General features: G+C 35.2%; 15 protein-coding genes and 3 tRNA genes. 7 read left to right on the top strand and 11 right to left on the bottom strand.

Annotated elements, in window-relative coordinates; translation table 11 throughout:
* Nucleotides 1-27 precede the first annotated feature (27 nt).
* Complete coding sequence (locus tag HJ01_RS09300; protein ID WP_007138130.1) at nucleotides 28-984, top strand: aldo/keto reductase; 957 nt, start codon at nucleotides 28-30, stop codon at nucleotides 982-984.
* Nucleotides 985-1093: 109 nt separating this feature from the next.
* Here HJ01_RS09300 and HJ01_RS09305 read toward each other — a convergent pair whose 3' ends face one another.
* From HJ01_RS09305 to HJ01_RS09325, 5 genes are all read right to left on the bottom strand, one after another.
* Nucleotides 1094-1996 (bottom strand): N-acetylmuramoyl-L-alanine amidase, encoded by a 903-nt coding sequence (locus HJ01_RS09305; protein WP_007138132.1) that lies wholly within the window; start codon nucleotides 1994-1996, stop codon nucleotides 1094-1096.
* A 32-nt stretch (nucleotides 1997-2028) separates the two neighbouring features.
* Nucleotides 2029-2496, bottom strand: coding sequence for a hypothetical protein (locus HJ01_RS09310; protein ID WP_007138133.1), 468 nt, complete (start codon nucleotides 2494-2496; stop codon nucleotides 2029-2031).
* A 44-nt stretch (nucleotides 2497-2540) separates the two neighbouring features.
* On the bottom strand, nucleotides 2541-3854 hold the full coding sequence (gene rimO / locus HJ01_RS09315) for a 30S ribosomal protein S12 methylthiotransferase RimO (protein ID WP_007138134.1): 1314 nt from the start codon (nucleotides 3852-3854) through the stop codon (nucleotides 2541-2543).
* A gap of 221 nt (nucleotides 3855-4075) precedes the next feature.
* The gene (locus HJ01_RS09320) at nucleotides 4076-5578 is read right to left on the bottom strand and encodes an OmpP1/FadL family transporter (protein ID WP_007138135.1); all 1503 of its coding nucleotides are present in this window, start codon (nucleotides 5576-5578) and stop codon (nucleotides 4076-4078) included.
* A gap of 38 nt (nucleotides 5579-5616) precedes the next feature.
* A complete protein-coding gene (locus HJ01_RS09325) occupies nucleotides 5617-6621 on the bottom strand; it encodes a hypothetical protein (RefSeq protein WP_007138136.1) in 1005 nt (334 codons plus the stop codon).
* A gap of 101 nt (nucleotides 6622-6722) precedes the next feature.
* On the opposite strand from HJ01_RS09325, the gene proS reads away from it, so the two are divergent.
* The 5 genes from proS (at nucleotide 6723) to rpsT (ending at nucleotide 8876) form a co-directional block, all read left to right on the top strand.
* Complete coding sequence (gene proS, locus HJ01_RS09330; RefSeq protein ID WP_007138137.1) at nucleotides 6723-8201, top strand: proline--tRNA ligase; 1479 nt, start codon at nucleotides 6723-6725, stop codon at nucleotides 8199-8201.
* Nucleotides 8202-8279: 78 nt separating this feature from the next.
* Nucleotides 8280-8351 (top strand) — tRNA-Glu (locus HJ01_RS09335).
* Nucleotides 8352-8398: 47 nt separating this feature from the next.
* Nucleotides 8399-8470: transfer RNA gene (locus HJ01_RS09340), tRNA-Glu, on the top strand.
* A 46-nt stretch (nucleotides 8471-8516) separates the two neighbouring features.
* Nucleotides 8517-8588 (top strand) — tRNA-Glu (locus tag HJ01_RS09345).
* Between the two features lie 36 nt (nucleotides 8589-8624).
* The gene (gene rpsT / locus HJ01_RS09350; protein WP_040473828.1) at nucleotides 8625-8876 is read left to right on the top strand and encodes a 30S ribosomal protein S20; all 252 of its coding nucleotides are present in this window, start codon (nucleotides 8625-8627) and stop codon (nucleotides 8874-8876) included.
* Between the two features lie 188 nt (nucleotides 8877-9064).
* Here rpsT and HJ01_RS09355 read toward each other — a convergent pair whose 3' ends face one another.
* Both HJ01_RS09355 and HJ01_RS09360 read right to left on the bottom strand, forming a co-directional pair.
* A complete protein-coding gene (locus HJ01_RS09355) occupies nucleotides 9065-9478 on the bottom strand; it encodes a response regulator (RefSeq protein ID WP_040473829.1) in 414 nt (137 codons plus the stop codon).
* Between the two features lie 4 nt (nucleotides 9479-9482).
* The gene (locus HJ01_RS09360; protein ID WP_007138140.1) at nucleotides 9483-11195 is read right to left on the bottom strand and encodes a PAS domain-containing sensor histidine kinase; all 1713 of its coding nucleotides are present in this window, start codon (nucleotides 11193-11195) and stop codon (nucleotides 9483-9485) included.
* Nucleotides 11196-11364: 169 nt separating this feature from the next.
* Between HJ01_RS09360 and typA the strand changes: the two genes are divergently transcribed.
* Nucleotides 11365-13161 (top strand): translational GTPase TypA, encoded by a 1797-nt coding sequence (gene typA / locus HJ01_RS09365; protein WP_007138141.1) that lies wholly within the window; start codon nucleotides 11365-11367, stop codon nucleotides 13159-13161.
* A gap of 295 nt (nucleotides 13162-13456) precedes the next feature.
* Here the strand turns inward: typA and HJ01_RS09370 are convergent, their stop codons facing one another.
* The 4 genes from HJ01_RS09370 to HJ01_RS09385 are packed head-to-tail and all read right to left on the bottom strand — an operon-like array spanning nucleotide 13457 to nucleotide 22149.
* Nucleotides 13457-17983, bottom strand: a complete 4527-nt coding sequence (locus HJ01_RS09370; RefSeq protein ID WP_007138142.1) for a T9SS type B sorting domain-containing protein — start codon at nucleotides 17981-17983, stop codon at nucleotides 13457-13459.
* A 24-nt stretch (nucleotides 17984-18007) separates the two neighbouring features.
* Nucleotides 18008-20338 (bottom strand): T9SS type B sorting domain-containing protein, encoded by a 2331-nt coding sequence (locus HJ01_RS09375; protein ID WP_007138143.1) that lies wholly within the window; start codon nucleotides 20336-20338, stop codon nucleotides 18008-18010.
* A 15-nt stretch (nucleotides 20339-20353) separates the two neighbouring features.
* A complete protein-coding gene (locus HJ01_RS09380; RefSeq protein ID WP_040473830.1) occupies nucleotides 20354-21190 on the bottom strand; it encodes an ABC transporter permease in 837 nt (278 codons plus the stop codon).
* Nucleotides 21191-21246: 56 nt separating this feature from the next.
* Nucleotides 21247-22149 carry an ABC transporter ATP-binding protein gene (locus HJ01_RS09385; protein ID WP_007138145.1) on the bottom strand — a complete coding sequence of 301 codons (903 nt, stop codon included), beginning with the start codon at nucleotides 22147-22149 and terminating at the stop codon, nucleotides 21247-21249.
* Nucleotides 22150-22203 lie beyond the last annotated feature (54 nt).

The raw sequence follows: 22203 nt of genomic DNA on the forward strand, positions 1-22203 counted from the left end.
TTAGAATTCGAAAAAATAAATAAACACATGGAATACAATAGATGCGGAAATAGTGGTTTGTTATTACCCCAAATTTCCTTAGGATTATGGCACAACTTCGGCTCAGTCGATAGTTTTGAGAATGGAGAGAATATTGTAAAAGAGGCTTTTGATAAAGGAATTACTCATTTTGATTTGGCTAATAATTACGGACCAGTTCCAGGTTCTGCAGAGACTAATTTTGGTAAAATTTTAAAAAATAATTTTCAGGGAAACTTACGTGATGAAATTTTGATTACGACTAAAGCAGGTTATACAATGTGGAAGGGTCCTTATGGAGATTGGGGTTCTCGTAAATATTTATTGTCGAGCTTAAATCAGAGTTTGAAGCGTATGAATATTGATTATGTGGATGTTTTTTATTCGCATCGTTTTGATCCTGAGACTCCTTTGGAAGAAACTATGATGGCACTAGATTATGCTGTCCGAAGTGGTAAAGCACTCTATGCAGGAATCTCTAATTACAATGCAGAACAAACGAAAAAGGCTGCAGAAATTCTGAAACGATTGGGAACCCCTTGTCTGATTCACCAAGCGAAATATTCAATGTTAGTTAGGGAACCAGAAGCTGGATTACTAGATGTTCTTGAAGAAAAAGGGGTAGGTTGTATTGCTTTTTCTCCTTTGGCACAAGGACTTCTCACCGATAAATACTTGAAAGGGATTCCGGAAAATTCCAGAGCTTCTAATCCTAATGGTCATTTACAAGCGGAGGAAATATCTGATGCTAAAGTGCAAAAGATTATAGCCTTGAATGAAATAGCACAACAACGAAGTCAATCATTGGCTCAAATGGCTTTGGCTTGGTTATTAAAGGACAAGCGTATCACTTCAGTTTTAATTGGTGCGAGTTCTGTGGGACAATTGAATAATAATATTGGCAGTTTGCAGAATCTTCATTTTTCAACAGCTGAATTAGAAAATATAGAGCGTATTTTAGGATAGAAAAAAGTGTGAAGTATTGAACAGTAGCTACTTTTGTTTTAAAATATTTGCATAAAAAAACCGTTCTTTGATTTTACCAAAGAACGGTTTTCTATATAAATTAATTTTTTTATTGCTTCTTGTAAATAGAATAAATGGTATTGATTGTTTTTTCATCTAAGATGTCATTTATCTCAGTTTGGATAAAATGTAGTTTGAAAGCCATTATCGCAGACGATAGGTTTTTAGTGTCATAACCAATGATTCTCAACCCCTGTTCGATATTAAAAGCGATAGGAGCAGGTTCTAGTGTTTCATCTGCCCATAAACCAAATCCATTTTCGGCCAACGTTTTCCAAGGAAATAATACGCTTGGGTCAGTCTTGCGACTTGGGGCAATATCTGAATGACCAATAATATTTTGTGTTGGTATATTGTACTCCTTTTTCAATTTGCTCAATAGGGCCATCAGGCTAGTAATCTGTGCTTCTGAGAACGGTTCTATTCCGTTATTATCTAACTCTATCCCTATAGATGACGAGTTAAGATCGGTGTCTTTTCCCCAAGAACCTTTACCGGCATGCCAAGCGCGCATGTAATCATTAAGCATTTGCACCACACTACCGTCATCAGCAATCACATAATGTGAACTTACTTGTGTTCTTGTCAGCGTAAATGTTTTTATGGTTTGTTGCAGTGAATCTTGTGCGGTATGGTGAATAATAATGAAATTTGGTTTTCGTAAATTAAAATTTACGGTACTGATCCATTTTGTTTGAATTCCATTGTCCAAAGCCGTTGAGCCCATTTTTGAAATAGTGTCCTTAAAAGTATATAACTGCTTAGTATACGCGTTGTCAATACTTATTATGGTTTTAGTAACAACAGGCAATGGTTCAGGCTCTTTATTTGAAATTACTTCCTTAAAAGTTTTGAGTTTTGTATCATATTCTTTTTCGCTAGCTTTATAAGGATTAGTTGCGCACGAAGTTATGGCGACAGCAAAAATCAAGTAATAAAAATATTTTTTCATATATTAGGATGGATTCTTATAGTGCAAAATAGTTATCTTTTTCTTCTTGACTTTTTTGAGTTATTGCTTTGCTCGTTAAGTGCTTTGTATTTCGCTTTTTGATCTTCATTCAAAAATTCATTCACCTTTCTGTCTGTGACTTCAGATAGTGCCTTCACCTCTTCTATTTTTTGTTCTTGACTGGTTTCTGCTTTTATCAAAATACCTTGTGACCTGATGCTTTCTTTTAAAACATTTGATATGGCAATTTCTTGCAACTGATCTAAAACAAGTTCCGTTTTTAGTTTTTCCATTATTTTAGCAACGGTTACTTCAACTGGAATCTCTTTCGGCTTATCTGGTTCTCGGTTTTGTCCCATTTGGCTCATTTGATTCCTACCATAGCCATTGTTATTGCCGTAACCGTTGTTACCGTAACCATTGTTACCGTATTGAGCGGAAACGGTTATACTGAATAATAATGTAACTGTAAAAACTAAAAATATTTGAATTGTTTTCATGTTTGCTATTATAAATGGTTTGTCAATTGACGAATGGCTTAAAGTTAAGCTGGTTCTCCATACAAGTCAAATTCAGTGGCTTCGATGATTTTTATCAAAGCAAAGTCTCCCGTTTTTACATAATGCTTTGAGGCATCAATAAGCACTTCGTTATCTACATCTGGACTGTCAAATTCAGTTCTTCCTACAAAATGACCACCTTCTTTTCTGTCGATAATACATTTGAAAGTTTTCCCTACTTTTTCTTGGTTTAAATCCCAAGAAATTTGTGATTGCAATTCCATGATTTCGTTAGCACGGTCCTGTTTTACATCATCCGGAACATCATCTTCTAATAAATAAGCATGTGTATTTTCCTCGTGAGAATAAGCAAAACAACCCATTCTGTCAAATTTCATTTCTTGAACCCAGTCTTTTAGAATATTGAAATCTTCCTGAGTTTCTCCAGGATATCCTACAATTAAGGTTGTTCTTATCGCCATTCCGGGAACTCTTTCACGGAAATCCTTCAATAATTTAGTTGTTTTTTCCTGAGTAGTTCCGCGACGCATTGATTTTAGTACTGAGTCTGAAATATGTTGTAGCGGAATATCAATATAGTTGCAAATCTTAGGCTCGCGTTTCATTAGATCTAAGACATCCATAGGAAAACCAGTAGGGAAGGCATAATGCAAACGAATCCATTCAATTCCTTCTACTTTTGCTAATCCTTCTAATAATTCTGCAAGATTACGTTTTTTGTAGATATCAAGTCCGTAATAAGTTAAATCCTGTGCAATCAAAATCAATTCTTTCACACCGTCTCTAGCTAGTCCTTCCGCTTCTTTTACTAATTTCTCGATAGGTTGAGAAACGTGTTTTCCTCTCATTAAAGGAATAGCACAAAAACTGCAAGGTCTGTCGCAACCTTCAGCAATTTTTAAGTAAGCATAATTTTTTGGGGTAGTAGTCAATCGCTCTCCCAGCAACTCGTGTTTATAATCGGCACCCAATGCTTTCAATAATTGTGGTAACTCTGTGGTTCCAAAGAATTGGTCAACATTAGGGATTTCTTTTTCTAAATCGGGTCTGTAACGTTCTGATAAACATCCTGTAACAAAAACCTTGTCAACCAATCCTTTTTCTTTCTTATCGGCATATTCTAAAATCATATTTACTGATTCTGCTTTTGCATTATCAATAAATCCGCAGGTGTTGATGACAATAATGTTTCCCTCTTCAGCAGCTGGAGCTTCATGCGCCACATCTTTTCCGCTTGCACGTAGTTGCCCCATTAATACTTCGCTGTCGTAGATGTTTTTTGAACATCCAAGAGTGATTACGTTGATTTTATTCTTTTTTAAAGACTTGGTTCTCATAGATTTGTAAATTGGAGTGCAAAATTACGTTTTTTTATTCAAACAGAAGTTTTTTCCCTGTTTTTTATGGAGCTATTCCTGCTGTACGTTGCAATCTCCCGAAAAGAAATCGGGAGGATTTAGACTTCCATCAGGGCTAAAAAAACCGTCTTGTTATAAAAAAGCAAGACGGTTAATAAGCTATTTTTTTTATTTTTCCTTTTTTGTTATATAAAAGATATTTACAATTCAAACAACATAGTCAACGAAACAGTATTATTGATGGAATTTATTTGAGCGCCATCAATTAATCCTTGGCTGAAAAAACCTTGTTGTGAATCTCTTTCTGCATAAGCATAAGCTAAGTCTACTTTTGTGGATCCAAAGTTGTATCCTAAACCAGCTGAATATCCGGTTAAGTCTCCTATTGTAATTCCATTTTTATAAGGACTTTGCTCGTAACGATATCCTGCTCTTAAACTTAGTTTGTTGATTTTATACTCGCCGCCAATTCTTAATTCGCCTGAATTGTCTAAGGTATTGCTCATGTTAGTATTGAGACCGCTGAAATAGCTGTCGTTTTCAGGCTTAAATTTAGTGTTACTGTAATTTTTTATTGAGTAATCGATACTTATTAAACCACTTTTGCCAAAAACATAGGCGAAACTTGTTGTCACTTTGCTTGGCGTTTGTAATTTATATGGTGCATAAACATTTGTAATTCTTGGGTCAACAACATCGTTCGGCAAGTCACCATCAACGTTACTACTCACGGCAATAAGTTTTTGAGAAGATTCATCGTTTAGATTATACCAGGTCGAAGATTCGTAAGCTAAGCCGAGTCTAAGTTCATTAGTTACTTTTGCGATGGCTCCCAATTGAAATGAGAACCCTGTTCCGTAAGTATAGAGTTCATTTTTAAATTGCAACTTGGTTACTCTATAATTGGAATCTAATGCATTGTTGTTGTCTTCATAAAATACAGTTGATTGTCTGAAATCGGTAAAATGAGAGTTCAGGTTTATTCCAAAGTATAATCTGTCTTTGTAGGAGGTTGCTGCATTAAAGGATAATTTTCCGTTATAGCCTTGTGAATAGCTTGTGTTTTCTTGGTAATAGTTTCCTCCTTCAGCAACATTTGAGGTGTATTGAGTATTGTTGGAGTCTGAGGTCGTCGGATTAATAACGTAACCTTGATAGCCTAAAAAAGCTTGTTGTGTACCATGATCTAAATTTTCATAAAAGGAATCTTCCAGGATGTTTAGAGGAACGCCATTTGCGTAGCTTATAAAATAATTACCAACGGAATTATTTGGATTGGTTCCGGCTGAAAATGTGGAGTTATTGAAGTTGTTATTGTTTTCATAGTTTATTGCTAATGAAAACTTTTTCCAGCCACTATTTAAACTTTTGTTGTGAAATACAAAAACGCCTCCAGCTTGATTTATATCAAAGGAATTGTCTTTCTCGGTTGTAGTTGTACCAAAATAATTGGAATTGTTTTTTATGTCGCTATTGGTTATTGTTATTCCAAATTGATTATTAGAAAAAACAGATGATCCCGCTGGATTTATCCCAATTGAGGAAAAGTCACCACCAAGCGCTCCAAAAGCACCACTCATAGCCTTGAAACGTGCCGTTCCGTTAAGGTTGTCTTGTGAGTAGCGCAATGCATCCTTAATCTCTTGTGATTGAGCAATACCAAAGGTAAGCCCCGTAAGTAATAAAAATAGGTATTTTTTCATTTTGATACAATTTATGTTTTTGATAAACGAGAGTGAGGTTATCTTCTGCCTCCTCCTGATGATGATCTACCGCCGCCACCTCCTGATGAAGATCTTCCGCTCTCGGAAGAATTGCTTGATCTTGAAGGAGAATAGCTGTCATTGCTTGATCTAGAAGGGGAATAGTTGTCGTTTCGGCTACTATTTGAATTTGTTTGTCTACTAGTGTTTGTATTCGCTCTTCGTGTAGGGGTGCTGTAAGATTGATTTTGTGATTGGCTTCTTCTGGTAAAAGTTGGGCTAGTTCTTGATGTGCTACTGCTGTTGGTAGAGTTTCTTCTATTGTCAAAACTGTTCGTATTCCTATTGGTGCTCGTTCTGTTTTGAGAGGAGTTTCTTGAACTGTAGTTTCTGTTTGTGTTTACAGAATTCGAATAAGAGGAAGAGGAACCTCTTCTACTTGGGTTGGATGAATAATTACGATTGTTATAATTATAGCCGTAATTAGAATACCCATAGTACGGGTTATTCCAGCCATAATTAGAAAAACCGTATCCATAATATGGATATCCCCAGCCGAAGTTTGAATATCCATATCCATAATTGGGATATCCCCAGCCATAGTTAGAATAACCCCATCCGAAAGAAGAGTAGCCTAATCCAAAAGGCGAGTATCCTAATCCATATCCAAAATTGAATCCCCAATTGTTAGGGTATATTGTAATGTCTGTTTTAGAATAGTTATTTCCCCAGTCGGCATAATTCGAATTTGTTTGTTGTAAACTGTCGTTTATAGCGTCGTAGTCGTTATAATCGTCAATATTTGTGAAGATTTCGGTTGATTGGTTGTCGTCTTGCAACGAGCCGAAATAATCTTTGTAGTGATTGTTTTTGTCGGCCTGTGGTACATTTTCTACATTGCTAATGTCTGAGTTTCCATAGATTCCGTCATTATCATAATAGGATCTGTTTTGATAGGATCCGCAGGACGCCATCAAAAAGCTCAAGAATCCAATTATAGGGATAAATGAAGTTTTTTTTGATGAAAAAATATAAGTTTTCATATCTGTAAGGTTTTTTATTGTTGCACACTACAAAAATAGTTAGTTTTGTCGAACTATTTAGTTAAATAAAATAATGCAAAATTTGTGCCAAACTATTCAATATGAGTAAGAACCTTACTACAAGATCAGAAGATTATTCAAAATGGTATAATGAACTGGTTGTTAAAGCTGATTTAGCTGAAAATTCAGGAGTTAGAGGCTGTATGGTTATCAAGCCTTACGGTTACGCCATTTGGGAAAAAATGCAAGCGGAGTTAGATCGAAAGTTTAAAGAAACAGGGCATGAAAACGCCTATTTTCCTTTATTCGTTCCTAAAAGCATGTTTGAGGCCGAAGAAAAGAATGCGGAAGGATTCGCTAAAGAATGTGCCATCGTGACACATTACAGACTGAAAAATGATCCGGATAAACCCGGAAAATTAATGGTGGACCCAAATGCAAAACTAGAGGAGGAGCTTATTGTGCGTCCTACTAGTGAAGCGATTATTTGGTCTACATATAAAGGATGGGTTCAATCTTACAGGGATTTACCTTTGTTAATCAACCAATGGGCGAATGTAGTTCGTTGGGAAATGAGAACGCGTTTGTTCTTGAGAACTGCAGAGTTTTTATGGCAAGAAGGTCATACTGCACATGCAACTAAGGATGAGGCTATAGAGGAATCTGAAAAAATGATGAACGTATATGCTGATTTTGCAGAAAACTTCATGGCTATTCCAGTGGTTAAAGGCATAAAAACAGAGACGGAACGATTTGCGGGTGCTGAAGAGACGTATTGTATTGAAGCATTAATGCAAGACGGTAAAGCGCTTCAGGCGGGAACGTCCCATTTTTTAGGTCAGAATTTCGCAAAGGCATTCGACGTTAAATTTGCTAATGCCGAAGGAAAGCAAGAATATGTTTGGGGAACCTCATGGGGTGTCTCTACGCGATTAATGGGAGCGCTGGTAATGACGCATTCAGATGATAAAGGGTTGGTTTTACCACCTAATTTAGCTCCTATACAAGTCGTTATAGTTCCAATTTACAAAACAGATGAGCAGTTAGGTGAAATTACAGCTGAAGTAAATGTATTAATAGAGGCATTAAAAAAATTGAATGTTTCTGTTAAGTACGATAGCAGAACAACTCAAAAGCCAGGATTTAAATTTGCTGAATGGGAATTAAAAGGAGTTCCTGTGCGAATTGCTGTTGGACCTAAAGATTTAGAAAATGGAACTTTTGAAGTCGCTAGAAGGGATACTTTGACAAAGGAAGTGAAACCCAAAGAAGGAATGGCAACTTATATTAGCGATTTATTAGTTCAGATTCAAGAAGATTTGTTCAACAGGGCTTTAAATTATAGAGACAGCCATATTACTGAAGTTAATAATTTTGAGGAATTTAAAGCTGTTTTAAATGACAAAGGAGGTTTTGTATCAGCACATTGGGACGGAACTGCAGCCACTGAGGAGAAGATAAAGGACCTAACGAAGGCTACTATTAGATGTATTCCATTAGATAGGCTAGAAGAGGCTGGAAGCTGTGTGTTTACTGGGGCTGAGTCTAAAGGAAGGGTGTTGTTTGCTAAGGCATATTAAAAAAAAATAAATTTTTTCGCATCTACTATTGTGCGTTTCAAAAATAGTTGTATTTTTGCATCCGCATTAGAGAAGCAGGGCCCGTTCGTCTATCGGTTAGGACGCATGGTTTTCATCCATGTAAGAGCGGTTCGATTCCGCTACGGGCTACTATTTTTTTTGCATGTTAAAGTTATCCTGAACTCAGAGGGAAAAATGGCCCGTTCGTCTATCGGTTAGGACGCATGGTTTTCATCCATGTAAGAGCGGTTCGATTCCGCTACGGGCTACAAATTAATCTAAGATTTAGATTAATAACTAACTTAGAAGGATAATGGTCCGTTCGTCTAGGGGTTAGGACGCCAAGATTTCGTCTTGGTAACAGGGGTTCGATTCCCTTACGGACTACAAAAAAAGAATAGTAAAAGATAAAAACATAATAAAATGGCAAATCATAAATCAGCTCTAAAAAGAATTAGAAGTAACGAAAAGAGAAGAGTATTAAATAGATATCAACATAAAACTACTCGTAATGCTATAAAAGCATTGAGAATAGCAACTGATAAAGTAGATGCTACATCTAAATTGTCAAATGTAATATCTATGATTGATAAGTTAGCTAAAAAGAATATCATTCATGATAACAAAGCATCTAATTTAAAATCTAAATTAACGAAATTTGTTTCTAAATTGTAATATTTACATTTTATTGATTCTATAAAAAAAAGCTCCTTTTAAGGGGCTTTTTTTATGTTTTGTAGTATTTTCTAAATGTCTTAAAGCGCTAGTCTGCTCTGACTCTTATATCGGTAGATAGAATGTGTTTTAGGTAGTGTTGTATTTTTGAAAAAGAATCTGGTCGTCCCTCTTTTAGATTAAGCCTCTTAGGGCTGTATTTTAGCAGTTAGATAATCAAGCATTGATAGCGTGATAGGTTTTGATAAAAAATCAATGACCATTGGGTATTTTTTAGCTTTTTCTAAATCTTCTGGGTCTATTGTTGAGGAAAGGATAACTACTTTTATGGTACTAAAATCAGAATATTCGGAACTGTTAAAGCAATCCAAGAATTCCCAGCCACCCATTACTGGCATGTTTAAGTCTAGAAAAATTAACTGAGGCAGTTTATGACCACTGTTATCTATATCTGAATTTTTGATTGCGTCAAAGTAGTCAAGTGCTTTTTCTCCGTTTTGCGCCGTTATTATCTCATTTGAAAACAAAGTCTTGCTAATTACTTTTTTGCACAGCATGAGCGTTATGGGATCGTCATCGACGCATAAAATTAGGTCTAACATTTTTTTATTTGTTTTTGAATATTAAAGTGAATGTGGTCCCTTTGTTGACTGCGCTTTCAATGTTGATGCTTCCGCCCATAGCTTCTACTTGCGATTTCACTAGATATAGGCCTAGTCCTTTGCTGTCCGGGTAATCGTGAAACCTTTGGTAAAGCCCGAAAACTTTATCCCGATTTCTTTCTAAGTCAATTCCGATACCGTTGTCTTTAAAAACGAGTGTTATGGAATCGTTAAGTTGGCTGGCGGCAATTGTTATTTTTAGAGTTCGACTTTCTTCTCTGTATTTTATAGAGTTTGTCATAAGGTTTAAAAGTATGCTTTCAATGTAGGTCTTGTTTATGTTTAGGACAGAAACTTTTTCAAAATCAATTTTTAAGATTGGTTTGCAAGCTTCTATTTGAAACGAAAGTTGGCTGAAAACATTTTCGAAAACCTCTTTAAGTGACAGCGCTTCCTTTTGGATGGAAGGGTTGTCTTTGATTATCATCACTTTTGTTAGGTCGTTGACAGTGTCGTTTAATAAATGAGTTGATTTATTGAAGCCAAACATAATTTCTTTTAACTCAGGATCTTCTATATCGATATCTTCAATCAGGTTTAAAAGACCTGTTAAATTAGATATTGGGGCTCTGAGGTTGTGTGAAGTGATGTAAGAAAATTCTTTTAGGTCTTTATTGTTTTTGGTTAGTTCCCTAATCAGTTGTTCTTTTTCTTTTTCTTGTTTTTTCTCGTCAGATACATCACGTTGTATGGAAACCCAATGAGATAGCTCATTCTCTGAATTATAAATAGGAATCATGGAGAATCGCAGCCAGAACTCTTCTTTATTTTTTTTATAACTGATCATTTCTATCAGGCTCTCTTCTCTATCTTTTATGGCGTCAACTATTTTTTTGATTCCATTGATGTCTGAATTTGGGCCTTTTAGAATATCGGGAGATTTTCCTATAATCTCATCGGATTCATAACCAGTCATTACTGAAAAAGCAGGGTTTACATAAACTATTTTCGGAAGTTTGTTTTCGTTGAAGTCTGCTTCGGTAATGATGATAGAATCTTTGGTTTGAATAATTACGGTTTCTAGTAATTTAAGACGTAATTCTTCCTCTTTTTGCTTGGTTATATCCTGAATTGCTCCTATCATTCTAATGGCTTTTCCATTCTCGTCTTTCAAAAGAAAGCCTCTGTCTAACACGTACTTGTAAGAGTTGTCGGCACATTTAAATCGGTATTCATCTTGCCAGTTTTCAGTTTTTTGCTCGATGAAGGAGTATAATTTGATAGACATTTTAATGCTGTCTTCTGGGTGGATGTTGTCAAACCACCATTTTGAGCTGTCTCCAACTTCGTCTTCATTATAGCCAAAAATAGCTTTTATTCCTTTATTCCAGTAGAGTTTGTCTTCTTGTATTTTCCAATCCCATATAGTGTCACTGGTAGCTTTGGCAACAATATCATATTTATCATTGGATTCTTTTATTTCATTATTTGTTTTTAGCTGTTTCTCTATAACAGTCTTGTTTTGGTTTTCATTTTTGGATAAAATAAAACGATATATTATTGCAGTAAAAAGAATTAAGATGATATCTTTTAAAAAACTGTAAAGAGGGTAATTCGTTATTGAAGAGTGTTGTAAGGATATTTTATGAAAAATAATAGCCGCAAACAATGCTATAAGCATATATATGATGGTTATTTGATTTGGTTTGTTTTTCATTACTCAAATGTAATTAAATATTGTTAATTAAATAGTAGTCTTTGAAACTTATTTTGTAGGTATATATTAAGTGTTTTTGCTATCTAATAGATTAACAATATGTAAACTATTACAGAAATATTTTTTATATCAAAATAAAGTGTACCTTTGCAGCCATTAAAAATCACAGATGGAATCTATTAGAAACATTGCAATTATTGCCCACGTCGATCACGGTAAAACAACTTTGGTTGATAAAATTATGTATCACTGTCAATTATTTCGTGACAACGAAAACACAGGTGATCTAATCCTTGATAACAACGACTTAGAGCGCGAAAGAGGTATTACCATTACTTCTAAGAATGTTTCTGTCCAGTATAAAGGAACAAAAATCAACATTATTGACACTCCTGGTCACGCCGATTTCGGTGGAGAGGTAGAGCGTGTATTAAATATGGCTGATGGAGTTTGTTTACTTGTGGATGCATTTGAAGGGCCTATGCCACAAACGCGTTTTGTATTACAAAAAGCATTAGACCTTGGTTTGAAACCATGCGTTGTTATAAATAAAGTTGATAAAGAAAACTGTACTCCTGAAGAAGTTCATGAAAAGGTTTTTGACCTTATGTTTGAATTAGGAGCTACTGAAGAACAATTGGATTTCCCAACTGTTTACGGTTCAGCTAAAAATAACTGGATGTCTGACCATTGGGAAAACGTAACTGATAATGTTGAAGCATTATTGGATATGGTTATCGCTAATGTACCTGCTCCTAAAGTATCTGAAGGAACTCCTCAAATGTTGATTACGTCATTAGACTTTTCGGCTTTTACAGGTCGTATCGCTATTGGTCGTCTTGAAAGAGGTGTTTTGAAAGAAGGAATGCAAATTTCTTTATGTAAAAGAGATGGTGTAATTGTTAAATCACGTATTAAAGAATTACATACTTTTGAAGGATTAGGTCGTAAAAAAGTTCAAGAAGTAATCGCTGGAGATATCTGTGCGATTGTAGGAGTTGAAGGTTTTGAAATTGGAGATACAATTGCTGATTTTGAAAACCCAGAAGCGTTACAAACAATTACTATCGATGAGCCTACTATGAGTATGTTGTTTACAATTAATGACTCTCCTTTCTTTGGTAAAGAGGGTAAATTTGTAACTTCTAGACATATTAGAGACCGTTTGACAAAAGAATTAGAGAAAAACTTAGCAATGAAATTGGGTGAGACTGATTCAGCTGATAAGTTTATGGTTTTTGGTCGTGGTGTACTTCACTTATCTGTTCTTATTGAAACAATGAGAAGAGAAGGTTATGAGTTACAAATAGGTCAACCACAAGTTATTATCAAAGAAATTGATGGTAAAAAATGTGAGCCAATTGAGGAGTTAACTATTGATTTACCTGAAAATCTTTCTGGTAGAGCTGTAGAGTTTGTTTCTATCCGTAAAGGAGAAATGTTGAGCATGGAAGGTAAAGGAGAACGTATGATTGTAAAATTCAATATTCCATCTCGTGGAATTATCGGATTGCGTAATCAATTGTTGACTGCTACTGCTGGTGAAGCTATCATGTCACACCGTTACATCGGGTATGAGCCTTTCAAAGGAGCAATTCCTGGTCGTAACAATGGTTCATTGATCTCTATGGAAAATGGTAAAGCAATTCCTTATTCTATCGATAAATTGCAAGATCGTGGTAAATTCTTCGTTAATCCTAATGATGAAATTTATGAAGGTCAAGTAATTGGAGAAAACTCTCGTAGCGATGATATGAGCGTAAACGTAACTAAGGCTAAGAAACAGTCTAACGTACGTTCTTCTGGAAATGATGAAAAAGCAAGAATTATTCCTCCAATTATTTTCTCTTTAGAGGAAGCTTTAGAATACATTCAAAAAGATGAATATGTTGAGGTAACTCCAAAATCTATTCGATTGAGAAAAATTTATTTGACAGAAACTGATAGAAAAAGATTTAAAATCTAATTTTATTTATATAGTAAAAAAGCCATTCGAAAGAATGGCTTTTTTTATGCGTTGTTTCCAAATTTATTTTGGAAATAGATGTGATAATTAGTGATGTACAGTTTTAATAGCTTAAAATAACTGATTCGGATTACACTTTGGATTAAAATCGAATAGCGTTCACTATCAGGCGTCTCCGTTTTATATTAAAACGGTTTAGTTTACTTTGCTACAAATATTGACAATTTTATGGAGATAATGTCTATATATAGATATTGATTCGAAACTTTGACTTTAGATTAAGATAGTGCTTTTGTTACCTTTTCAACGTAAAATGTCCTTTTGCTTCTCTGCCATCTTCTAATTTTACCGTATACCAATAATCATCAGAAGGTAAAGGTTGGCCGTTGAAAGTTCCATCCCAGCCGACACTATCAGTTTTTATTTTCGTTATTAACTTGCCGTAACGATCATATATGAATATAATAGAATTTGTGTTGAAATTAGCATTCACTCCTTTCACATTCCAGTAATCATTATATCCGTCACTGTTTGGAGTAAAATACTTTGGAAGTCCAATTACAGCAATAGTCTGACTGATTGTACCACAACCATTTTTATCAATTATATAAACGTCGTGTGTACCAGCAGATACATTATCAAAAAAATTAGAAACTTGAAAAGGACCGGTGGGTGCATCCAAGCTATATTGATATTTACCTTGTCCAGTTGTATTGACGGTAATTGTATTTGTTTCTGAAAGATCTATTATGGATATGGAACTGATATGTGCAATATCTGATGCGGTAACTTTTATAGTTCTGGTACGACTGCAACCAGCGATAGTTTTCACCTCTACTGAATAGGTGCCCATTTCGTTTACATCAAGTGAATAATTAGTGCTGCCAGTCAATATTTTATTGTCTTTTGTCCAAATATAGGTGTAGTTGCTGATTGGTGAGCCATCCTGGATTCCAGCATCTAGTTTTACAAAAAAGGTTGGAAGGTTAGAACAAACTAAGGTGTCATCACTATTGTTCTCATTAGAGCTTATGTTTGGTTTGGAATTTACAATAAGTTTAACATGAGGGCCAAGTCCATAACAGGAATTATCTAAGGTACTTGATACTCTTACCCATATATCTTGCTGATATGGTGAAGTGGTATTTCTATAGTTTGAAGTATTGATGATCTCGTTTAGTTGCGATAAAGCATCAGATTCATTTGAGTAATATTTTATTTCATATAATGTGCTTGGAGAGGGCAGCAATGCTTTGATCTCTGTTGTAGCACCATTAAAATCAAATGATGAAATGCCGTCGGTATCATCGTGTGTTGGGTCAATATAGTCATCGCAAATTTCAATAGTTCGACGATAGGTTTTTTTGATTTGAGTAGTCGAAACAATCAGGTTTAGTTGAGATATACTAAAACAGCCATTTTCATTTTCTACGCGAGACCATATTGTTCCGTTTGAACTTCTGTATGAAAGCGGGGTTTTTATCAGTAATGTATTGTCATTTGTAGTTGCACCGTCGAATGTGGTGAAATAAGTAAAGTTTTCAACCAAATGATTTGCAGAAATAAAACTGTTTTTTGTTGTTAAATTAAAGTTTGAAATACCGTCAGTGTCATCGTCGCATTGTACTAATGTGACCGGGGAAGCAATAGTTGGTAAAGCTAAAATACTAAGTGTTGTTGCACTCGATGTTAAACCACAGGAATTTCCAATTTTATGTAGAACAACTTGGTATCTATATCCATTCATTGCACTAGTAACACGCGTAATAGTTAAAGTGTTTAATTGTGCTCCAGAATAAATAGCGTTATTAATTACATTTGACCATGATGTACCATTAGTAGCAACTTGCCATTGATAGGTGTTTCCGCCATTATCGACTATTTCAATTTTAGCATTTTCAAGCTCGCAAGTTGGTGCAACATTAGGTTGAGTTGTAATTACAATGGGTGCTGCGGTAATATAATTTAGATTAGGAGTACTGTACGCCGTCCCGCTGGTAACAACACCATTTGTATTTATCACTATTGGATTATTACCAAGCAGCCCGTCATTATTAGCGTCTAAGAAGCCTGCCTCAATAACGTCATAACAAAGGTCGTTGTCGCTGTCAATTTCCCTGTAGTTTTTAATTCCATCAGCATCCGTGTCACGTACGATATAGTTTAAAGCTCCAGAATCGTTTGAAGTTTCTACTGATAACGATAGTCCGTTAGCAGCAAAAGTACTTTTTGCACCGTCTATAACGCCATCTTTATTAAGGTCAATAGCTGCACTTCCTGATTCAACTAAATCGTAGATTCCATCATTGTCACTGTCTAGGTCTAAATAATCGGGAACGCCACCAATTGACAGATCAAGATCAGTATCTATCGGGACAATACCGGTTCCGAAGGCATCACTTAATCCATCCTTATTCACATCAGCAGATGTATACGGAATAAAGGTATTTCCTTGAGCCTCTATTGCATCTGGGATACCATCATTATCACTGTCAATATCGAGTTGATCAGAAATTCCGTCTTTATCGGAGTCTTTAGGTACACAAACGGCAAAAAACTTTAAAGAAGATTTATTTGAACTGTCGTCTGATAGGTTTTTATGGGTAAAACGTACTGTATTTGTCAGATAGGTTAAAAATTTGAAAGTGCCGGATCCTGCTGGTAATGATGTTGTACTTTTTAATCTGAAACGTATTTCAAATGAAGAGAATTCAGTAATTCCACTTTCATAAATTCCATCATAATTGGTGTCGATCAATAATTGGTCAGTTGGATTTAAAACTGTAATAGTTTTATCTACATCAGAACTTATAATATATTCGGCATCAGCATTCAAAAGATTCGAGACATTAGCGGATGAAATGTATTCTATTCCTAAACTTATAGGCTTAGCGAATGACATTAGATAAGATACGTAATTCAGTTTTCCAGCGGTAACATCTGAAACGAAACTTCCATCAGCACTTCCTGTAAAAGGAATGGTACTGATTGCAGTAGAATTAGAAAGTACTCCATTAAATGTATTTGAATAGTCGCCAATTGAAACTGTTCCAAAATTTAGATTTGCTAGGCTAATATTTTGGTTCCCGAAAGATTCCGTGCAATTTGTAATTCCGTCATTATCATTGTCTATATCGATATTGTCATTTGCGGAGTCGTTATCAATGTTGGTTGGACAATTGCTCACAGGTATTTTATCAGAAAAGATGGGAATCGTACTTGGACAATTGCTAATACTTCCTTTTACCTGATAAAACCCGGGAGTAATTGGACGGTAGGAATTACTAGTTTCACCTGGTATTATAGCATCATCTACATACCATTGAAAAGAGTCGTAAGAGGATAATGTGTTGATTTTTAAAATTACATTTGGAATGCAAGTTGAATTAGAAACGGAGATTTTATCAGTTACGATTTCAGGCTTAGTATCAAAACCAGAGTAGTACCCACCATAAGTAGCAGCCCCATTTGTTCCATAGTAAGAAACGTACACTTGGCTCGTTGATTTTACTGAAATGTTGCCTGTTAATCCAGTTACAGAATAGCGCTCAAATCCTGGATTTCCAGTAATTCCTGTTGCTGATCCTACAGAAACAAGTATGCCGTTTTGGTAAGCATTTACTGTAGCTCCTTTTTCAGTAACAATATTTAACCCGCCACTGTAGGTTACGTTTCCGATTGATTCAATGAATGGGATATTATCTACAATATTTGGTGTAGAACAATTTAAAGGGGGGACAAAAAATAAGTTTTGATTTGCAGGAGAATTCGAACCTGAAGTACTTTGGTAGGCAAAAACTTTTTCGGATGTCAAAACATATAAGTTTCCGTCAATAAAATTATTTCCATCAATATCGATATAATCGCCGGCATTAATCAGAGTTGTATATGGAGAAGTATTACCATTTAGATAAATGGCAGTATTGGGCTCGTGTGCAATTAGTAAAACGCGTTCTAATTCAGGGCTAACTGATGTGATATTTCCTTTTACAAAGATGTATTCCTTACCCGTTTTTTCGAATGGAACAATTTGATCAAAACCCACGTCTCGACCAATTGGAACTAAATTACCATTTTGTAAGCCTAGAAGTGTACTATTGCTTCCGCAAAAAGAACCCGCATTCACCACCACAGCTTTATCCGATACGACCAAAGCTCCAATAATCTTAGAACTGTTTGAAGGAAAAGCATTATTTGTGTTTTCTAAAGCTAGTATATAACTTTCATTTTTGTTTAATACAACGCTTATTGGCCCAGTAATGATTGTTCCGTCAGACAGAATTGCTCCAGTAGGAATATTAGAAATGGTTACTTTTGTACCGTTTTCAGTTGACAAAATAGAAGCGAAATTTAGCACGGTTGTGTCAAATTGTGGATTAAGCATAGCGCCAAGTCTAAATTCTTTACCTAAGGCGCTATTGCCTTTTGAAACTAATCCTCCTGCATGATTGTATGTCCCATTAGGGTTTCTGCTAGAGTTTACTCGTACACTGACATAAATTAAATCCTCAGCTTCAATTAAATAACCTTTATTACTTGTTTTTAGAATGCTTGTTTTCGGGGTAAATAGTTGCGAGGAATTTCCAGAACCGATATAGTGGATGTAAGGAGTGTTCTTATTCACAACTCCTGGAATAATGGCTCCTCCATTTTCTATTATTTTGAAATTAACATCACTGCTGTTAGGTGTCGAAATGTATATGTATTGATCTTCAGCCAAATTAGTTTGTGCAGTTAATGGCGGAATATAATGTGTTTTACTAAACTGTGCAAAGCAGCTTATTGATAAAAAAGTAAAGAAAATAAGTAAAGTTTGTTTCATTCGCTAAAAATAGTTAAATATCTATTATCTTTTTAAAGAAAAGTGGCCTTTTATGATTTTTCCATCTTCGAAATTTAAAGAAAACCAGTAGTCGTCTGCGGGTAAGATGTGGCCATTAAAAAAACCGTTCCAGTATATAGCAGAGGAGTTCAATTGTTTTAATAATTTGCCATATCGATTGTAAATAGTAACAGTAGATTTAGGTAACAAATCAAGATTTTTTATACGCCATGTATCATTAAATCCATCTCCATTTGGGGTGAAAAAACGAGGGTAATCTAGCACATAAACTGGATAGGGGACTGACAAACCACAGCCGTTTTTATCTCTTACATAAGCCAAATATGTACCTGGGGCTATACCTTCAAATTTGGGGTCATTTTGAAAGTAGGAGGTGTCAAGTGAGAACTCATAATTTCCAACTCCTGTATATTCTATTAAAATTGAATTTTGATTGCCTGAAAAATCAATTATTTCTGCTCCAGTAATAGTTGCTATTCCGGATGGGTTTATATGAAACGTTTTTGTTGCTTCACATCCATTTCCATTACTGACTTTTACTGAATAATCCCCTGCTGAGCTTACTGTAATGATGTTGGTTGTTGCCCCAGTATTCCATAGATAACTGGAATAGCCAGTTGCGACAGTGAGGCTTATAGCAGTTCCATTGCATAGAAAAGTATTCTCTTCTTGAAAATCTCTAGGATTAAAAGTGTTTACTACCAAGGTGATGGGTGTAATGTCATAACAATCCGCTCCGTTTATGATTCGGGCATAAATAATTTGTTGATTGGGAACTGTATTATTGAAAATATTAGGCAAGCTGTTGTTTTGCATCACAGCATCGGTTAGATTCAAGTAGTATTCTACTGTTAAACCCTGGGGCAAGCCTTGTAATACTTGCATACTAACTTGAGAATTTAAATCGAAACGATATAAACCGTCTTGGGTAGTGTCTCCATCACAAGTTGTTATTGGATTTTGTGTTGGTATTGTATTGTTTGAGATTTGCAGATTGAGTTGCGCATAATTAGAACAACCATAGTTATTTGATACTCTTGCATAAACAATTTGATTTGCAGATGTATTATTGTAATTCTTAGGATTGGTTATAGGGTTAATTGCTGCTTTTGCATCAGATAATGTCTTATAATACACTACAGCACTCAAACTAGGATCGTTTCCTTTAATGGCAGTATCCATTTTTGTCAAATCAAATACTGAAATTCCATCACCATCAGCATCGCATTGGATCATTGTCTGGTTATTCAAAAGAATTTCGGGAGTATATTCAATTGTAATTTGATTTGTTGCTATGCATGTAGACGGATTTAAGGTAATTTCTACTTTATAAGTTCCTGCATCTGTCACTGTATAAGATGGATCTGTTTCGGTTGTTAATAAAATATTATTTTTAAACCATTTGTAGCTGTAACTGGGAGGGAGTTTAGTATCAATCAAATAAGTTTGGCCAAAACAAATTCCATTGTTAGTAGCTAGTAATCGATCAGCGCCTAAGTCTACTTTCGAAACAAAACTACCCGCCTGAAGAAAAACAGCAGAGTCGTAATAAACAAACTCATCATCAGCGATTACTAACTTAATATGATATGAATTTCCTGCAATAACTTCTGTTTGTGCATTCAGAGCTATTGTTTGTCCGCTGTAATTTATGGGACTAGAGCTTGTAGTCGATGTGTTTGATTGCCCAAAATATTGTTCGTTTAGTGCCGAACATCCGCTTGTGCTTCCTGATGAGTTTGTGAAACTGATGATCGGGTGTACATTTTCAGATGAAACAGGGGTAATCGTATTGGGTAGTACAGCTATATTTTTGTAAATGGCAGCGCTACTATTTTCTTTGATTAAAAAAGCAAATCCGTCTGAAAAACGACATGGGAAATCATCTTGGTATTCATTGGAAGCAAAAATATAATTAAAACTAATGAAATTAGTCAATGGGACGAAATCGAATTCTAGGACAGAAGCATTAATTGATTTAATTCCTAGGGCCTGATCTAAATCTAGATCTCCTTTCCAAGAAGAATTTCCTCCGCCTTGATTTCTTAAGAACGGCCCAACTGAATTGCTGCTGCTCCATGTGCTTAATAATACACCTTCGGTAAATGGAAAAGTACTTGTTCCGGAGTTGAAATATCCATAACTATTTTGAGTTCCCGTAAAAGTATCACCAGACACGCTTGCTGATGACGTAGATGCACAAGAACTATTTTTGGTAAGTAAGTCGACTAGGTTTTGCGCCGTATAGGTGTCATTTACTGTAATAGATTGAGCCATTGCACTTGCTGAAATGCAACAAAGTAGGATACAAAACATTATTTTTATCCATTTCATAGTGCTTTAAATATACTATAAATCTCTGTTTTTTAGTAATTTGTACGAGAATAACATGAATAGGAGAGACCAAGCTAATACAATAAGGACTGAAGAAAAATGAACGCCGTAATCTTTAATACCATCCACTCCGATTTGGGTTCCGATGGTCTTGATTACAGACAATCTGGAGAAAGGTTCTATGATTAAATTTGACATGGATTCTAGTGGAAAAAACTGTGTAATAGAATAGGCTATTTTATTATCTGGAAAAATTTGAAAAACTAAAATTCCTTTAACAATACTTTCAATTATTCCCCAAACTAGTAGAAAGCCTAAAGCAAAAGCAGATCGTTTGACCAATATTCCTAGAAATAAGCAAAAAGAGAAAAAGCCAACTAATTTGACGAAGAATGCCAAAAGGTACTCCATATTAGAGAATACGATACTCAATTCAGTATAAGAAGAAAAGCTATAACCCAATAGCAAACTCATGACAAAAACAAAAACAGTGGAGGCAAAAGCGAAGACGAGTACGGTCAGGAATTTAGAAAAAATGAATTCCTTTTTACTCATTCCGTCGATGAGGTTTTGTTTTAGGGTACCATAGCTATATTCATTTGCCATCATCGATACAATTACGATAGCCAAAAAGAATTTTAACAAAGCGGCTACATACGTATTAAAATGCCAGATGAACGGAAAGTTGAAAATTCCCATTTCGGCCAGGTGTAACTTAAAAAAGCCAATGTCAAATTTTATAGAGGCAATTAAGGCGATAAAAGAAAGTAAAATAAAATAGGTAAATGTTAAAACGCGGCTGGCTTTATTCATCCAGATTTTTTGCAATTCTATAGAAAGTAATCGTTTCATTTTGTTTTGGAATTAGGATTTGTGAATTAGGATTGTACTGCGACTGAATAACCTAATCACGACTCACTGTTTTTTGTCAATTCTAAAAATTGTTCCTCTAGACTGTGTTTGCGTTTTACTAAATGACTTAAATTGATATTGTTTTCAAAAAGATATTTATTTAAGGACGCAGCTTCCAAGGCAGTTTTTAGATAGACAAAAACTTTTCCTTCTTCCTGTTTGACACTTTCAACGGCAGGGTGTATCTTTAAAAGTTGGGTCAACTTCTCATTGTCATCGGCTTGCAGTTCAAAGAAGCCTTCATTAGCAGACATTCCATCGACTGTACCAGAATATAAAACGGTACCTTTTCTTAAAACCAATGCGTGCGTACATACTTTTTCAACTTCATCTAGTAGGTGCGAAGCCAATAAAATCGTTGTACCCTGAGCGGCGATTTGTTTGATTATATCTCTGATTTGATGGATTCCCTGTGGATCGAGGCCATTTGTAGGCTCGTCCAGAATTAGTATTTCAGGGTCATTAAGTAGGGCAGAGGCTATGGCCAGACGTTGTTTCATCCCTAAAGAAAAAGTACTGAACTTGCTGTTTTTTCTTTCGTCTAAACCCACTAATTCCAGTTTTTCCTGAATTTTAGTGTATTTGATATTCTTAATTTTACAGACTAGCTTCAAGTTTTGCTCTGCAGTCATGTAAGGGTAAAAATTGGGTCTTTCGATAATGGCTCCCACTTTCTGCAAAGCTTCGTGAGTTTGCATTTTACCATCGAACCAACTGTATTCTCCTGATGTTTTGTTCACCACATTCAAAACAATTCCCAATGTTGTGGACTTACCGCTGCCGTTAGGGCCTAGAATACCGTATACGTTACCTCTTTTTATTTCGAAAGAAACATTTCGTAAGGCCTGTAAACTGCCATAACGCTTGTTGAGGTTTTTAATTGAAAGTATGGTTTGCAAAATGTTCGTTTTTTTATGTTTTTTATAAGACGAACAAGATATAAAATTGTTACA

Origin of the sequence: Flavobacterium frigoris PS1, from assembly GCF_000252125.1 — a bacterium.
Taxonomy (GTDB): domain Bacteria; phylum Bacteroidota; class Bacteroidia; order Flavobacteriales; family Flavobacteriaceae; genus Flavobacterium; species Flavobacterium frigoris_A.

Bases quoted from the DNA above. Each gene is read 5' to 3' on its own strand.
- typA (WP_007138141.1), top strand. From the start codon at position 11,365: ATGGAATCTATTAGAAACATTGCAATTATTGCCCACGTCGATCACGGT.
- HJ01_RS09305 (WP_007138132.1), bottom strand. From the start codon at position 1,996: ATGAAAAAATATTTTTATTACTTGATTTTTGCTGTCGCCATAACTTCG.
- HJ01_RS09375 (WP_007138143.1), bottom strand. From the start codon at position 20,338: ATGAAATGGATAAAAATAATGTTTTGTATCCTACTTTGTTGCATTTCA.
- HJ01_RS09355 (WP_040473829.1), bottom strand. From the start codon at position 9,478: ATGTTAGACCTAATTTTATGCGTCGATGACGATCCCATAACGCTCATG.
- proS (WP_007138137.1), top strand. From the start codon at position 6,723: ATGAGTAAGAACCTTACTACAAGATCAGAAGATTATTCAAAATGGTAT.
- HJ01_RS09320 (WP_007138135.1), bottom strand. From the start codon at position 5,578: ATGAAAAAATACCTATTTTTATTACTTACGGGGCTTACCTTTGGTATT.
- HJ01_RS09380 (WP_040473830.1), bottom strand. From the start codon at position 21,190: ATGAAACGATTACTTTCTATAGAATTGCAAAAAATCTGGATGAATAAA.
- HJ01_RS09325 (WP_007138136.1), bottom strand. From the start codon at position 6,621: ATGAAAACTTATATTTTTTCATCAAAAAAAACTTCATTTATCCCTATA.
- rpsT (WP_040473828.1), top strand. From the start codon at position 8,625: ATGGCAAATCATAAATCAGCTCTAAAAAGAATTAGAAGTAACGAAAAG.
- rimO (WP_007138134.1), bottom strand. From the start codon at position 3,854: ATGAGAACCAAGTCTTTAAAAAAGAATAAAATCAACGTAATCACTCTT.
- HJ01_RS09370 (WP_007138142.1), bottom strand. From the start codon at position 17,983: ATGAAACAAACTTTACTTATTTTCTTTACTTTTTTATCAATAAGCTGC.
- HJ01_RS09360 (WP_007138140.1), bottom strand. From the start codon at position 11,195: ATGAAAAACAAACCAAATCAAATAACCATCATATATATGCTTATAGCA.
- HJ01_RS09310 (WP_007138133.1), bottom strand. From the start codon at position 2,496: ATGAAAACAATTCAAATATTTTTAGTTTTTACAGTTACATTATTATTC.
- HJ01_RS09300 (WP_007138130.1), top strand. From the start codon at position 28: ATGGAATACAATAGATGCGGAAATAGTGGTTTGTTATTACCCCAAATT.